The organism is Agrobacterium albertimagni AOL15, from assembly GCF_000300855.1.
Taxonomy (GTDB): Bacteria; Pseudomonadota; Alphaproteobacteria; order Rhizobiales; family Rhizobiaceae; genus Allorhizobium; species Allorhizobium albertimagni.
Genome location: NZ_ALJF01000002.1, coordinates 373,084 through 385,973, shown reverse-complemented (window position 1 = coordinate 385,973; position 12,890 = coordinate 373,084). Strand labels below are relative to the sequence as shown.

Here is a 12,890-nt window from a genome sequence, read left to right as displayed (position 1 = left end):
GGCGCACATTCGTGCCGACAATCACGTGATCCGCGCGACCGTGATCAAGAGTGAACGCAGGACGAGAGAATGCCGCTTCTGAACCGAGCTTCCGAACTCCAGTCGGAAGCCACCGAATGGCGCCGCCATCTGCATGCCAATCCGGAAATCCTCTATGACGTCGAAAACACGGCAGCCTTTGTCGAGGCAAAGCTGCAAGAATTCGGCGTTGACGAAATCGCAACCGGCCTCGGCCGCACCGGTGTCGTCGGCATCATCAAGGGTTCTGGCGGTGAGGGCCGGACCATCGGCCTGCGCGCCGACATGGATGCCCTTCCCCTCGACGAGATCACCGGCAAGCCCTGGGCCTCAATCATTCCCGGACGTATGCATGCCTGTGGCCACGACGGTCATACCGCGATGCTGCTGGGTGCCGCCAAGTATCTTTCCGAGACCCGCAATTTCTCCGGCCGCGTGGCGGTCGTCTTCCAGCCAGCGGAAGAAGGCGGCCGTGGTGCGCTCGCAATGGTCGAAGACGGAATGATGGAGCGCTTCGGCATCGACGAGATCTACGGCATGCACAACATGCCCGGAAAGCCTGTCGGCACCTTCGCCATCCGCAAGGGCGGCATCATGGCAGCGCCCGACAAGTTCTTCCTGAAGATCACCGGTCGTGGTGGCCATGCCGCCGAGCCGCACAACACGGCCGACACCATCGTGATCGGTGCGCAGATCGTCAGCGCCCTGCAGACGATCGCATCCCGCAATGCCAATCCGCTGCGCTCGGTCGTCGTTTCCGTGACCCAGTTCCATGCCGGAACGACCCACAACATCATTCCGGAAGAGGCCTTCATCACCGGAACGGTCCGCTCGCTCGACGAGGAGGTTCGCGATCTCGCCGAACGCCGGATCGGCGAACTGGCAATGGGGATCGCGGCAGCCCATGGGGCGGTGGTCGAGTTTGACTACGAGCGCGCCTGCCCCGTGACGGTCAATCATCCGTCCGAGACGGAATATGCAGCACGCGCTGCGATCGATGTGGTGGGCACCGACAAGGTGGATACGGAAGTGGATCCGAGCATGGCCGGCGAGGACTTCGCATTCATGCTGCAGTCGCGACCGGGCGCCTATATCATGATCGGTAATGGCGAAACGGCGGGCCTGCACAATCCGGCCTACGACTTCAACGACGAGGCGATCGCTGCCGGTATTTCCTATTGGGCTCGCCTGGCGGAGCAGAGATTGCCTCGCTGAACAGGTCGCTTGCCGCATGCAAAACCGCTTGGCTTGAAGGCTGTGCTTTTGTATGGAGAAGGAAGTGGTCCCGTAGCTCAGCAGGATAGAGCATCAGATTCCTAATCTGAGGGTCACGCGTTCGAATCGCGTCGGGATCACCATCATCTGACCACCCACATCTTGCCATTACGAATCTAGGGTTGCGTTCGTGCCGTTATACGGCATGATGGTTCCATGCCACGCCGACGGGTGCTTATTCTTCTTATCGTCGGCCTCGAACGGAGGGAATGTCATGGCACCAAGACCCCCGGGCAAGAACAATGATGAACATGCAATCGTGGAACGGGCCGTACGGCGGTTGTACGAACGCAAGTATACCGACAGGCATTTGAAGGAAAATGCCGAGGCGCTTGTCAGCTATCTGGTGAAGAGCGGCATTCGGGACGAAGACGATCTCGTCGAACTTGCTAGCATCGCGAATGGCAAGCGTTACGACCCGAACAATGGCAGTTTCCTGTAACGACGAATACGGCACCGATGTCTATCGGTTGCCGCCATAGGGGCTGGTATCTGCCCTTTCATCTTTTTCATACAGCTCCCGCGTGGCCGCGTCTTGATTGATGCGCTCACGGGCGCTGAGCCGTCTCTGCCGCGTGATGGCATAGAAGACGGCAACGCCGAGCAGAATCGGCCCGAGCGCGACGACAAACAACCATAAATAGTTGATCATGAAATATCCTTTCCTCAAATCTGGATGCACATTCAAAAGTGCAACCAATCGCGGGAGGAAAAGGTTCCGAGGGAAATCAGGTCGGCGTCTTGGAGGGCGCAACCTTTTCATCGATGGCCGATTGCAACTCTTCGGCAAGGGCGATCAGGTGCTCAGGCACTGCTTCACGGCGCGTCTCGTGCATCAGCAGGTCCAGCTTGTCACGTACGATGCCGCCCGTCCTGTCGCGTCGCGTCTCCGGAGATGAGATTTTCAGTTCTTCCATGTGGACCTCCGACTTGAGGGCATTGCTGGCGGGTTGAGTTTGATTTGTCCCTGATGCTTCACTTACGTCATCCGGACCATCTCGGATCAGTCTTTTTTGCCGAAATCAACCGCCTTGGTCAGTTGACGCCCCCTTCCGCCTCGGGAAAGGCTTCGATCAGCTTCTGGCGATCCGTGTATTCCAGCGGCTCAGCCTGGAGGATTACGCTGATGCTGTCGGATACGTCCAGCTGGCCGTCGTGCTCGAGTTCGGCTCGCTCGCCCGAGGCGAACACCAAAGTGGCGCGCGTCTCGAAGCCTTGGCGGATCAGCCAATCGCGCGGCGCCTGGATCTCGACCTTCGCAGTATAGCCTTCTCCCCGTCGCTCCACTGCGACGTGATAGCTGATGGGTGATACGCGTTCGCCGATCAACAGCTGGCCCTGGCCGTCGACATTCTGCACATGTGTCATGCTTCTCACTCTCGCTTTCGGATCATTCGGGAAAGAGAACATCCGGAAACGCTCTCTGTTCCGTCGGAAAAAGCGGCGCAGGGCCGGGAACCACTGGCTGACAGAGGCGTTCCATCAACGGGTCAAGGGGAGGAATGACAACAAGCGAGACACACCATGAGCAGTGCGCGTCAAACGACGGACCATGATGAGATACGCCGCTGGATCGAGGAGCGGGATGGCATGCCGACGCGCGTCAAAGACAGCGGCGAAGGCGGCATCCTGCGAGTGGATTTCGGCAAGCCAGAGGAAACGCTGGAAAAGGTCGAATGGGAGGAGTTCTTCCGGATCTTCGAAAAGAACGATCTCGCCTTTCTCCATCAGGACAAAACTGCCGACGGCAAACTGAGCCGCTTCAGCAAGTTCGTAAGCCGTAGCTGACATGGTCGCCGGCTTGGCCGACCGTTCACAATTTCGGGAACCAAGGCATGGGACGCGCGTTTTTGCGTCGTTCTGCCTGGTACCACAGACATCGGAGGATGGCGATCTTGACGACCCGTAGAGCCGAGCTTGCCGCACAATCTGAAGTGGTCGAGTTGATACCGGCATTGCGCGCCTTTGCGCGGACCTTTTGCCAGAAGCCTGAAGAGGCGGACGACCTCGTCCAGGAAACCCTGACCAAAGCGCTGGCCAATCTTGACAAATTCGAGCCGGGAACACGCCTGAAGTCCTGGCTGTTCACGATCATGCGCAACACATTCTGCACCCGCTTCAAGAAGAGCAGCCGCGAGACCATCGGCTTGCCCGAGGGTGTGGCCTCGCGACTGACCAGCGAGGCGAGCCAGGAGTGGACCGTGCAGGCCGAGGAGGTGCGGCGGGCACTCAACCGACTGCCCGAACATCACCGGGAAATGCTGGTGCTGATCGTCATGCTGGGCGAACGTTACGAAGATGCGGCCGAAATCTGTGGCTGTGCCGTGGGCACGGTGAAAAGCCGCCTCAGCCGGGCGCGGCAGCAATTGCGCCGCGAACTCGGTGAAACCGGGACGGACAGCCCCATCGGATGAGCAAGACCGATAGCGAGGATGCAGAGGTAACTGCCGGACCTCCTCCGTCGACGGACGATGTTCCTGAGCTCACCGAAATCGGTCTGATCTACGGCACCGATGCGGAACCCGGCATCAATCGCCGCCGCCGCGGCAAGGGTTTTTCCTATCATCTTCCGGACGGCACGGTCGTTGCCGACCAGACCGTCCTCGCCCGCGTCCGCAAGCTCGCCCTGCCACCGGCCTATGAACGGGTCTGGATCAGCCTCGAGCCCCGCAGCCACCTTCAGGCCACGGGTTACGACGCCAGGGGACGCAAGCAGTATCGCTATCATCTCGACTGGGCCGCGTGGCGCAGCGAGCGGAAATTCGATGATCTCATCGGCTTCGGCGAGGCGCTTCCGACGATCCGGCGCAGGATCGCCCGCGACATCGCCGAACATGCCGATTCCAGTTACTTCCTGCTCTCAGCCCTGATCAGTCTGCTCGACGTAACCTATATGCGCGTCGGCAATCGCGCCTATGCCGAGGAAAACAAGACTTATGGCGCAACCACGCTCCAGAAACGCCATCTGACCTTCGAGCCCGATGGCATCCGGCTGAGCTTCATCGCCAAGGGCGGCAAGCGGGTTCGCCGAAAGCTTCGTCATCCGAAACTACAGAAGATCCTCGAAGAGATTGCCGACCTGCCCGGACGGGACCTGTTTTCCTGGCGGGACAAAGACGGGCAGCTGCATCGCATCGATTCGGGCCGTCTCAACACCTATCTCGCTGAGATCACAGACATGCGGCTTTCGGCCAAGACCTTCCGCACCTGGGGCGGATCTGTCGCGGCATTCGCTGAAGCCTGGAAGCATATCGAGGCTTCGGAACGTCCGACAATCCGGCAGATGTGCCAGATCGCCTCCGACCGCCTGCACAACACGCCGACGATCTGCCGCTCAAGCTATGTGCATCCGGCGATCCTCGCCCTTGCCGACAAGAGCACGGACCTTGATGCTGTGCGTGACCTGGTGCGGACGGCACCTTCACGCGCCCTGCTTCGCGCCGACGAAAACCGGCTGATGGCTTTTCTGCAGGATCATTATGCCCGGAAGGACGCAGCCAAGGACTGAGTGGTTAGAGTAAGGCAACCCGCACAGAAAAAGGGGCCGGAACAGATCCGACCCCTTCCTTCGATTGGCAGCGATCAGGCCGCCTTCTTCTGGGCTGCGGCATTGACCGCCGTTTCGGCAAGCTTGGTCAGCGCCTCGTCGGTCTTCGATTCTTCCGCCAGCGTCTCGTCGAGAAGCTTGACAGCATCCTTGTAGCCGAGCTGCTGGGCCCAGGTACGCAGCGTGCCGTAGCGGCTGATTTCATAGTGCTCGACAGCCTGTGCGGCGGCGAGCAGACCGGCGTCGAGGGCGGGCGAACCCTTGAACTCTTCCATGATCTCTTCGCCTTCTTCAACGATGCCGTCGATGGCGGCGCAGGTCTTGGCGCGCGGACGCTTGCCGATGATTTCGAACACCTGCTGCAGGCGCTCGACCTGACCTTCGGTCTCTTCCTTGTGCTGCAGGAAGGCGGCCTTCAGCTTCTCGTCCTGCGCGCCACGTGCCATTTTCGGCAGGGCCTTCAGGATCTTGCGCTCGGCATAATAGATGTCCTTGAGGGTCTCGTGAAAAAGCTCTTCCAGTGTCTTGGTAGCCATGTCGTTATCTCCTCGGTTATCGGTTATGGCGAGAAAAGAACCGGCCGGATGGCGCTTTGTTCCTGACTTGTTTTTCAGGTTTTCACCGGAACGATCCACGGCTCCGCAGGGTTAGATTCGCAGGTGGCGCACGACGCTGCCCTCCAGACCCGAAGGAGGAAACAATGGTCAATCGCAACGACAATTGGGACGCCGGAGACGGCCGGAACCGGAATCGCAACACGCGCCACAGCCCGGCCGGTGACTACGGCCCCGGTGACAGCGGCTTCGTTCGCGGCTACGGCGACAACCGCCCCGATGCCGATCGCTATGACGCCATGCGCCAGCGCGACTACGGCATGGATGGCGGTTACGGCGCCAGCGGATCGCGCTATCCGCGCATGGGACGCTCCGACTGGACGACCGACGATCTGGGCTATTACGGTGAGCTGAGCGACCGCGGTTACGGAGACGACGAACGCCGTTATGCCCGGGGTGCCGGACGCGGTCACCATCCATCAGACAACAACCGCAGCTATCGCGGTGGTTACAACCAAGGCAATCGCGACTACGACGACGAACGCGGCTTCGTTGACCGCGCCAGCGACGAGGTCGCATCCTGGTTCGGTGACGAAGAGGCCGCCCGACGCCGCGAGATGGATAGCCACCGCGGCAAAGGTCCCAAGGGCTACCGCCGTTCGGATGCCCGCATCCTGGAAGACGTCAATGACCGCCTGGTCGACGACCCCGCCGTCGATGCCTCCGATATCGAGGTGACCGTGAAGGATGCCGAGGTGACACTGTCTGGCCATGTGACGGATCGCTTCGAAAAACGCCGCGCTGAAGACTGTGCCGAGCGCGTCAGTGGCGTTGCCCATGTGCAGAACAATCTGCGTGTGCGGATTTCAGGCGAAGGCAGCGTCATGACGCAGGCTTAAGGCCGACTTAGCCCCGAAGGGCGCGCAAGGCGTTGAGGATGACGGCGACGTCGATGACCTCCTGCAGCAGCGCACCCTGAACGGGCGAGAGATAACCGAAGGCGGCGAAGACCATCGCGCCGCCGGAGAGAATCAGCCCGGCAATTGCACTTTGCCGGGCAATGTTGCGGGAACGCCTGGCGATCCCGCAGGCCAGCGGCAAACGACGCAGATCATCGGCCAGCAGGACCACATTGGCCGCCTCCGATGAGGCAGCCGATCCCCGCGCACCCATTGCCACCCCGACATCGGCAAGCGCCAGCGCCGGCGCATCATTGACCCCGTCGCCGACCATCATCACTGTGCCCGTGTCACGCTCGCGACGGATCAGCTCCACCTTCCCTTCCGGCGTCAGATCACCCGAAACGGCGTCGAGACCAAGAGTTGCGGCCGCCTTTTCGGCAACATCGGTCCTGTCGCCGGACGCCATGACCATCCGCCCTATGCCCTCAGCCCGGAAACCGGCGATCGCATCGCCGGCATCGTGCCGGAGCGGATCGGAGAGCAGGACAAGCCCTGCGGCACGTCCGTCGATACCGACCGCCACGACGGCGGCACCATTCTCCACATTTGCGCGATCGAACGCCTCCCCCGCCACCAGGTGTGACAGCACATAGCCGCTGCCGCCCAGCACCACCCGCCGCTCACCGACGAGCCCTGACAAGCCGCGGCCGGCATCTTCAGCCACACCCTGCGGCAGGGTGAGGGCGAGGCCACGCGCGGTGGCGGCCCGTACGAGAGCTTCGGCCGCGACATGGCTCGAAGCCTGATCCAGCGAGGCGGCAAGCGCGAGCACCTGATCCACCGTGAAACCGACTTCCGCCCTGACATCTGCGACCTCGGGGCGTGCCGAGGTGACAGTGCCCGTCTTGTCGACCACCACGGTGGTGACGGCGGCCAGCGCTTCCAATGCGCCGGCCGTCTTGACCAGCACGCCCTGGGACGCAGCCCGCGACATGCCGGCGATGACGGCAACGGGCACGGCGAGGATCAGCGGACAGGGGGTGGCAACGACGAGCACCGCAAGCGGCCGCGTGGCCTCTCCGCTCCACCACCAGGCGCCACCGGCGAGCAGAAGCGTGATGCCGAGAAAGAAGAGTGCGTAACGATCTGCGAGACGCGCCATTGGCGCTCGGCTGGCCTGTGCCTGTTCGACGAGGCGGACGATCCCGGCATAGGTGCTTTCTTTGGATTCCCTGAGAACCAGAAGGTCGAAGGCATCACCGACTGCCGTTGCGCCACTCGGCACCTCTGCGCCGAGCGTGATCGAGACCGGGAGGGACTCCCCCGTCAGTGCCGACAGGTCGAGCACCGAAGACGGTGCAAGCAAACGACCATCGACGGGCACAACTTCGCCCTTGCGGACCAGGATCCGGTCCTGCGGCTTCAGCGCTTCGATTGCCACGCTTTCGAGGTTTGTGCCGCGATAAACCATCGCCGTTCGCGAGACACGACCGAGCAGGGCCGTCATGTCGCGCCGGGCCCGCCCCTCGGCAAAGCTTTCGAGCAATTGCCCGCCGGCATACATCACGGCGACGATGGCGGCGGCAAGGTTCTCCCCGAGTGCGAGGCCGACGCCGATCGACAGCGCGGCAATCGCGTCGACCCCCATCCGGCCCTGCAGAAGCGCGCGGAGAATATCGAAGACGAGAACGATGAGAACGGCGCTAGCGCCGATCATCCAGATCTGCGCCGCCTGTTCTGGCAGGGCTGAGAGGAACAGCGCCCCGCCGCCGGCGAGACAGAGAAAGGCGAGCGCCGCGAGCAGGACAGGCAGGCTCTCACGCAATCGTGTCGGCTGCGACAAGTCCGGCATCGTCATATTCCCAAAGGCGTTGGCGATAGGTCGAAACCGACCTCTCTTGCTGGTCTTCCCTTTCCCTTGTAGAGCCTTCTAAGCATGAAGCAATCGGACGTAAGCAGCATGATCGACAATGCCCGGCCCCGCCGCCTTACCATCCTCGGCTCGACGGGTTCGATCGGCGTGAATACGCTGGACGTGATCGAACAGCTCGGCGGTCGCGATAACTTCGAGGTGATGGCGCTCACCGGCAACGGCAATCTCGATCTGCTCGCCGAACAGGCCCGCCGCACGGGAGCAAAACTCGCCGTCACCGCCGACGAAAGCCAATACAGGACGCTCAAGGATCTGCTGTCGGGATCCGACACAGATGTTGCAGCCGGCCCAAGCGGGCTTGAGGAAGCCGCCGCTGTGGACGCAGGCTGGGTGATGGCGGCAATCGTCGGCACCGCCGGGCTCGCGCCGACCCTGAAGGCTGCCGCCCGCGGCGCCGACATCGCGCTGGCCAACAAGGAATGCCTTGTGTCTGCAGGCCCCCTCTTCGTCGATGCGGTAAAGAAGGGCGGCGGGCGCCTGATTCCCGTCGACAGCGAGCACTCGGCGATCTTCCAGTGTCTGGAGCAGGACCAGCGTCACGCGCTGGAGCGCATCGTCTTGACCGCCTCGGGTGGCCCCTTCCGCACCCACACGCGCGAGCAGATGGCGAATGTCACGGTGCAGGCGGCCCGAACCCATCCGAACTGGTCAATGGGCCTCAAGATCTCCGTCGGCAGCGCCTCGATGTTCAACAAGGCGCTGGAGATGATCGAGGCCAAGCACCTCTTCGACGTCCGCCCCGACCAGATCGAGGTCGTCGTCCATCCGCAATCGATCATTCATTCCATGGTCGGCTATACCGACGGTTCCGTCATCGCCCAACTCGGCGTGCCGGATATGCGCACCGCCATCGGCTATGCCCTGACCTATCCGAAGCGCCCGGCGCTCAATGTCGACAGGCTCGACTTTGCCAAGCTCGCAAGGCTCGATTTCGGGGCGCCGGACGAGACGCGCTTCCCGGCCCTGAGACTTGCCCGCACAGCGCTTGTGCGTGGCGGCCTGCAGGGCGCCATCCTCAATGCCGCGGAAGAGACCGCCTTCAACGCCTTCGTCGAGAACAAGATCCGCTTCCTGGACATGGCCGAGGTCGTGGAGACGGTGATGGACGCGATGGTCGAAGGGGTACCGGCAGACACGATCGCCGACGTCTATGCCGCTGATCGCGAGGCAAGGCGCAAGGCGACAGAGGTTATCGCGAAACGGTAAGCTACAACTTACCGATCGTAGACGGCCGCCCGCAGCATTTCCGGATAGGCTCCGTTGCAGCCTTCAAGCGCATTGTTGGTCAGGCTGATGACGGTCAGCTTCTCCTTCAAATCGATGAACCAGGTATTGCCGTAGACACCGCCCCACTGGATCACACCTTTCGGCAGGACAGTTTGCGCCGCCTCGGGATCGGTCACCACGCCCCCGACGAAGCTGAAGCGATAGCCGGGCTCGCCCTCGATATCACCGATCTGATTGGAAAGTGCGGCACACGCCATCCCGGGCGAGAGCAGACCGCCGCCATCGGTCCGCAGCATTTCCAGGAGCCGCAAGAAGTCCTTCGCTGTGCCGACCATGCCTGCCCCACCAGACTGGAAGGCCTTGGGGTTGAAGATGCGGCCGGGCGAAAACACGGTGCGCCAGTTCTCCTCGTCGCCGCTCACCCAAGGGTCTGGCATCCGCATGGGTCGACCCGGATGATCGGCATAGGCAACTGCGAGGCGCGCAGGATCCGTCACATGAAAGCGCGCATCGGTCATGCCGAGCGGGCCGGCGACATGATGGACGACGGCATCCTCCAGCGTCCCGCCATGCACGGCAGCGAGCACACCGCCGAGAATGTCGGTCGCGAAGGAATAGCCCCAGCGGCTACCCGGCTCGAAGGCAAGCGGGATGGCATTGTGTCGGCTGAAGTTATCCTCGAGGCTGAGATCCGTATTGCCAAGGCCGAGCGTCATGCGCTGTGCTTCGGGCAGAAGCTCCAGTGCCGGATCGTAGAGCAAACCGGACGTGTGGGTCAGCAGATGGCGAATGGTGATCCGAGCTTCCACGCCGTCTGCCGTCTTCGGCCGGAACCAGGGCAGGTATTGCGAGACCCGATCGTCAAGCCCGATCGACCCCTTCTCGACCATAATAAGCGCAGTGATGGCGACGATCGGCTTGGTAACGGAGGCATAGCGGAAGATCGTGTCGAGACGGGCAGGCACTACCGCCTCACGATCCGCAAAACCAGCGGCCTTTTCGAGGACAGGCTGACCATCCTGATAGACCAGAACAACGGCGCCAGTAATGCGCTCTTCCTCGACGACCCGATCAACAAGGTCATTCACACGCGCGGAAATGGACACGTTCTGCAAACCTCCCAAATCAAAAAATGCGGGCTCCGTTTCCGGAACCCGCATCTATGAAGGGTTGTTATCTGGCGATCAAGCCACCGCACGCGCCAGCGCGCAACGCGACCAGAGCTGGTGCAGCGAGCCGACGAGGTGTTCAAGATCGGCATCGGTGTGCAGCGGGGTCGGCGTAATGCGCAGCCGCTCGGTCTTTTTCGGGACCGTCGGATAGTTGATCGGCTGCACATAGATGGAACAGTTGTCGAGCAGCAGGTCGGAGATCCACTTGCACTTGGCGGCATCGCCGACCATGACCGGCACGATATGGCTCGGGTTCGGCATATGCGGAATGCCGGCCTTGTCGAGCATGGAACGCAGACGACGCACGCGCTCCTGATGGGCGAAACGCTCCACCTGGCTGGTCTTCAGATGGCGGATGGAGGCAACCGCACCGGCGGCGAGCGCAGGCGGCAGAGCGGTGGTGAAGATGAAGCCCGAGGCAAACGAGCGAACGAAATCGCAGAGAGCGGTCGAGGCGGCGATATAACCACCCATGACGCCGAAGGCCTTGCCGAGCGTGCCTTCAATGATCGTCAGGCGATCCATCAGGCCTTCGCGTTCGGCGATGCCACCACCATGGGCGCCGTACATGCCGACAGCATGGACTTCGTCGAGATAGGTCATCGCGCCATACTTGTCGGCGAGATCACAGATTTCCTTGATCGGTGCGATGTCGCCATCCATCGAGTAGACGGACTCGAATGCGATCATCTTCGGCGCCTTGGGATCGGCAGCAGCGAGCTTGGCTTCCAGATCCTTGACGTCGTTATGCTTCCAGATGACGCGCTCGGCCTTGGAATGACGAATGCCTTCGATCATCGAAGCGTGGTTGAGGGCATCCGAGAAGATGATCAGACCCGGGATCTTGGCGCCGAGCGTACCGAGCGCTGCCCAGTTCGACACATAGCCCGAGGTGAAGATCAGCGCCGATTCCTTGTTGTGCAGACCGGCGAGCTCGCGCTCGAGAAGAACGTGGTAGTGGTTGGTGCCAGAGATATTCCGGGTGCCTCCCGCACCCGCGCCACAGTCATCGATGGCCTGTTTCATGGCGTCAATGACGAGCGGGTTCTGGCCCATGCCGAGATAATCGTTGGAGCACCACACGGTCACCTCCTGGGTGCCGTTTTCGGTGTAGCGGGTCGCGCGCGGAAAATTGCCACGCTGGCGTTCCAAATCAGCGAAGACGCGGTATCGGCCTTCCTCGTGAAGCCCCGCGAGCTGATCCTTGAAAAACGCCTCGAAATCCATGCCTGTCACTCCAGTCTTTCAGCCTCTTTTGGGTCCGTCCGCGGTTCCGGTCAACCCTGCTTCTGTATATTCATTCTAAACTGCGACAAAAGGCGCGAATTTCAGAACTTTCTCACATAAATCCTAACGGATTGCAGCGGTCGAAAGTTGATCTGCGTCAAGCTGCAGAGAAAAAGGGCGACAACGGTCGCCCTTTTCCGTTTTTGGTGACGGACCCAGGCATCAAGATGCCTGAACGGCACGCTTGGCCATGACCCGGATGAGATTGGCACGATATTCGGCCGTGCAATGCAGATCCGACATCAGCTCCGACGAATCGATCTCGACACCCGCGACTGCCTCCGGTGACCAGTTGGCCGAAAGAGCCGCTTCAAGTCCGGCATGCCGGAAGACGCCTGACGATCCGGCGCCGGTCACCGCGACACGCACACCCCCTGCACCTTTCGACACAAAGACACCGGTCATCGCATAACGCGAGGCCGGATTGGCGAACTTGGCATAGCCGGCCTTTTCCGGAACGTCGAAACGGATGGCCGTGATGATTTCATCCTCGGCAAGCGCCGTCTCGAATAGGCCGACGAAGAAATCGTCAGCCGCGATCTCGCGCGTATTGGTCACCACCGTCGCCCCGAGGCCGAGCACGGCCGACGGATAGTCGGCAGCCGGATCGTCATTGGCGACAGAGCCGCCGATCGTGCCCATGTGGCGCACATGCGGATCACCGATCATCGAGGCGAGATGGCAAAGCGCCGGGCACACCGCGCGGATGGCGGCCGAAGAAGCGACCTCCGCATGGGTGACGGCAGCGCCAATGCTGACACGGCGCCCCTCGACCTTGATGCCCTTGAGGGTGTCGATGTGCCGGAGATCGACGAGATCAGACGGCTGGGCGAGGCGCTGTTTCAACGCCGCGATCAACGTCTGGCCGCCGGCGATGAACTTGCCGTCCTCGGCACCGGAGAGGAGCTTGCCGGCATCCTCGAGGGAGGAAGCACGATGGTAGCTGGTGGAATAGAGCTGCATGGTCCTCTCCTC

The 12,890-nt window shown here is 61.7% G+C and carries 15 protein-coding genes and 1 tRNA gene; 8 read left to right on the top strand and 8 right to left on the bottom strand.

The genetic code is table 11. The features are described from left to right. Positions 1-69 precede the first annotated feature (69 nt). The 3 genes from QWE_RS02620 (at position 70) to QWE_RS02610 (ending at position 1,735) form a co-directional block, all read left to right on the top strand. Positions 70-1,233 (top strand): M20 aminoacylase family protein, encoded by a 1,164-nt coding sequence (locus QWE_RS02620; RefSeq protein WP_006724518.1) that lies wholly within the window; start codon positions 70-72, stop codon positions 1,231-1,233. 66 nt (positions 1,234-1,299) lie between these two features. Beyond that, positions 1,300-1,376 (top strand) — tRNA-Arg (locus QWE_RS02615). Between the two features lie 131 nt (positions 1,377-1,507). After that, a complete protein-coding gene (locus QWE_RS02610; RefSeq protein WP_006724517.1) occupies positions 1,508-1,735 on the top strand; it encodes a hypothetical protein in 228 nt (75 codons plus the stop codon). A gap of 21 nt (positions 1,736-1,756) precedes the next feature. On the opposite strand, the gene QWE_RS25180 is transcribed toward QWE_RS02610, so the two are convergent. The 3 genes from QWE_RS25180 to QWE_RS02595 form a co-directional block, all read right to left on the bottom strand. Further along, entirely contained in the window at positions 1,757-1,945 is a 189-nt protein-coding gene (locus QWE_RS25180) for a hypothetical protein (protein ID WP_006724516.1), read from the bottom strand. Between the two features lie 76 nt (positions 1,946-2,021). Next, positions 2,022-2,210: a hypothetical protein gene (locus tag QWE_RS02600; protein ID WP_006724515.1), complete on the bottom strand. Its 189-nt coding sequence runs from the start codon at positions 2,208-2,210 to the stop codon at positions 2,022-2,024. Positions 2,211-2,328: 118 nt separating this feature from the next. Then, the gene (locus tag QWE_RS02595) at positions 2,329-2,661 is read right to left on the bottom strand and encodes a hypothetical protein (protein WP_006724514.1); all 333 of its coding nucleotides are present in this window, start codon (positions 2,659-2,661) and stop codon (positions 2,329-2,331) included. Positions 2,662-2,817: 156 nt separating this feature from the next. On the opposite strand from QWE_RS02595, the gene QWE_RS02590 reads away from it, so the two are divergent. The 3 genes from QWE_RS02590 to QWE_RS02580 all read left to right on the top strand — a co-directional run bounded on the left by QWE_RS02590 (position 2,818) and on the right by QWE_RS02580 (position 4,801). Then, a complete protein-coding gene (locus QWE_RS02590; RefSeq protein ID WP_006724513.1) occupies positions 2,818-3,081 on the top strand; it encodes a hypothetical protein in 264 nt (87 codons plus the stop codon). 98 nt (positions 3,082-3,179) lie between these two features. Beyond that, the gene (locus QWE_RS02585) at positions 3,180-3,707 is read left to right on the top strand and encodes a sigma-70 family RNA polymerase sigma factor (protein WP_006724512.1); all 528 of its coding nucleotides are present in this window, start codon (positions 3,180-3,182) and stop codon (positions 3,705-3,707) included. After that, positions 3,704-4,801, top strand: a complete 1,098-nt coding sequence (locus QWE_RS02580; RefSeq protein ID WP_006724511.1) for a DNA topoisomerase IB — start codon at positions 3,704-3,706, stop codon at positions 4,799-4,801. The genes QWE_RS02585 and QWE_RS02580 overlap by 4 nt, the downstream gene beginning before the upstream one ends. Positions 4,802-4,875: 74 nt before the next feature. Here the strand turns inward: QWE_RS02580 and QWE_RS02575 are convergent, their stop codons facing one another. Further along, positions 4,876-5,376, bottom strand: coding sequence for a YciE/YciF ferroxidase family protein (locus QWE_RS02575; RefSeq protein ID WP_006724510.1), 501 nt, complete (start codon positions 5,374-5,376; stop codon positions 4,876-4,878). A gap of 164 nt (positions 5,377-5,540) precedes the next feature. Here QWE_RS02575 and QWE_RS24600 point away from each other — a divergent pair, with 164 nt between their 5' ends. After that, positions 5,541-6,293, top strand: a complete 753-nt coding sequence (locus QWE_RS24600) for a BON domain-containing protein (protein ID WP_006724509.1) — start codon at positions 5,541-5,543, stop codon at positions 6,291-6,293. 7 nt (positions 6,294-6,300) lie between these two features. Here QWE_RS24600 and QWE_RS02565 read toward each other — a convergent pair whose 3' ends face one another. Continuing rightward, the gene (locus QWE_RS02565; protein ID WP_006724508.1) at positions 6,301-8,148 is read right to left on the bottom strand and encodes a heavy metal translocating P-type ATPase; all 1,848 of its coding nucleotides are present in this window, start codon (positions 8,146-8,148) and stop codon (positions 6,301-6,303) included. 108 nt (positions 8,149-8,256) lie between these two features. Here QWE_RS02565 and dxr point away from each other — a divergent pair, with 108 nt between their 5' ends. Beyond that, the gene (gene dxr, locus QWE_RS02560) at positions 8,257-9,435 is read left to right on the top strand and encodes a 1-deoxy-D-xylulose-5-phosphate reductoisomerase (RefSeq protein WP_006724507.1); all 1,179 of its coding nucleotides are present in this window, start codon (positions 8,257-8,259) and stop codon (positions 9,433-9,435) included. 8 nt (positions 9,436-9,443) lie between these two features. On the opposite strand, the gene QWE_RS02555 is transcribed toward dxr, so the two are convergent. From QWE_RS02555 to QWE_RS02545, 3 genes are all read right to left on the bottom strand, one after another. Further along, on the bottom strand, positions 9,444-10,562 hold the full coding sequence (locus tag QWE_RS02555; RefSeq protein WP_040299378.1) for a serine hydrolase domain-containing protein: 1,119 nt from the start codon (positions 10,560-10,562) through the stop codon (positions 9,444-9,446). A gap of 78 nt (positions 10,563-10,640) precedes the next feature. Then, positions 10,641-11,855: a 5-aminolevulinate synthase gene (hemA, locus tag QWE_RS02550; RefSeq protein WP_006724505.1), complete on the bottom strand. Its 1,215-nt coding sequence runs from the start codon at positions 11,853-11,855 to the stop codon at positions 10,641-10,643. 222 nt (positions 11,856-12,077) lie between these two features. Then, positions 12,078-12,878: an FAD binding domain-containing protein gene (locus QWE_RS02545; protein ID WP_006724504.1), complete on the bottom strand. Its 801-nt coding sequence runs from the start codon at positions 12,876-12,878 to the stop codon at positions 12,078-12,080. Between the last annotated feature and the right edge of the window lie 12 nt (positions 12,879-12,890).

Coding starts and splice junctions, on each gene's coding strand:
- QWE_RS02585 (WP_006724512.1), top strand. CDS start 3,180: ATGGCGATCTTGACGACCCGTAGAGCCGAGCTTGCCGCACAATCTGAA.
- QWE_RS02595 (WP_006724514.1), bottom strand. CDS start 2,661: ATGACACATGTGCAGAATGTCGACGGCCAGGGCCAGCTGTTGATCGGC.
- QWE_RS02575 (WP_006724510.1), bottom strand. CDS start 5,376: ATGGCTACCAAGACACTGGAAGAGCTTTTTCACGAGACCCTCAAGGAC.
- dxr (WP_006724507.1), top strand. CDS start 8,257: ATGATCGACAATGCCCGGCCCCGCCGCCTTACCATCCTCGGCTCGACG.
- QWE_RS02600 (WP_006724515.1), bottom strand. CDS start 2,210: ATGGAAGAACTGAAAATCTCATCTCCGGAGACGCGACGCGACAGGACG.
- QWE_RS02545 (WP_006724504.1), bottom strand. CDS start 12,878: ATGCAGCTCTATTCCACCAGCTACCATCGTGCTTCCTCCCTCGAGGAT.
- QWE_RS02620 (WP_006724518.1), top strand. CDS start 70: ATGCCGCTTCTGAACCGAGCTTCCGAACTCCAGTCGGAAGCCACCGAA.
- QWE_RS02610 (WP_006724517.1), top strand. CDS start 1,508: ATGGCACCAAGACCCCCGGGCAAGAACAATGATGAACATGCAATCGTG.
- QWE_RS02580 (WP_006724511.1), top strand. CDS start 3,704: ATGAGCAAGACCGATAGCGAGGATGCAGAGGTAACTGCCGGACCTCCT.
- QWE_RS02565 (WP_006724508.1), bottom strand. CDS start 8,148: ATGCCGGACTTGTCGCAGCCGACACGATTGCGTGAGAGCCTGCCTGTC.
- QWE_RS25180 (WP_006724516.1), bottom strand. CDS start 1,945: ATGATCAACTATTTATGGTTGTTTGTCGTCGCGCTCGGGCCGATTCTG.
- QWE_RS24600 (WP_006724509.1), top strand. CDS start 5,541: ATGGTCAATCGCAACGACAATTGGGACGCCGGAGACGGCCGGAACCGG.
- hemA (WP_006724505.1), bottom strand. CDS start 11,855: ATGGATTTCGAGGCGTTTTTCAAGGATCAGCTCGCGGGGCTTCACGAG.
- QWE_RS02590 (WP_006724513.1), top strand. CDS start 2,818: ATGAGCAGTGCGCGTCAAACGACGGACCATGATGAGATACGCCGCTGG.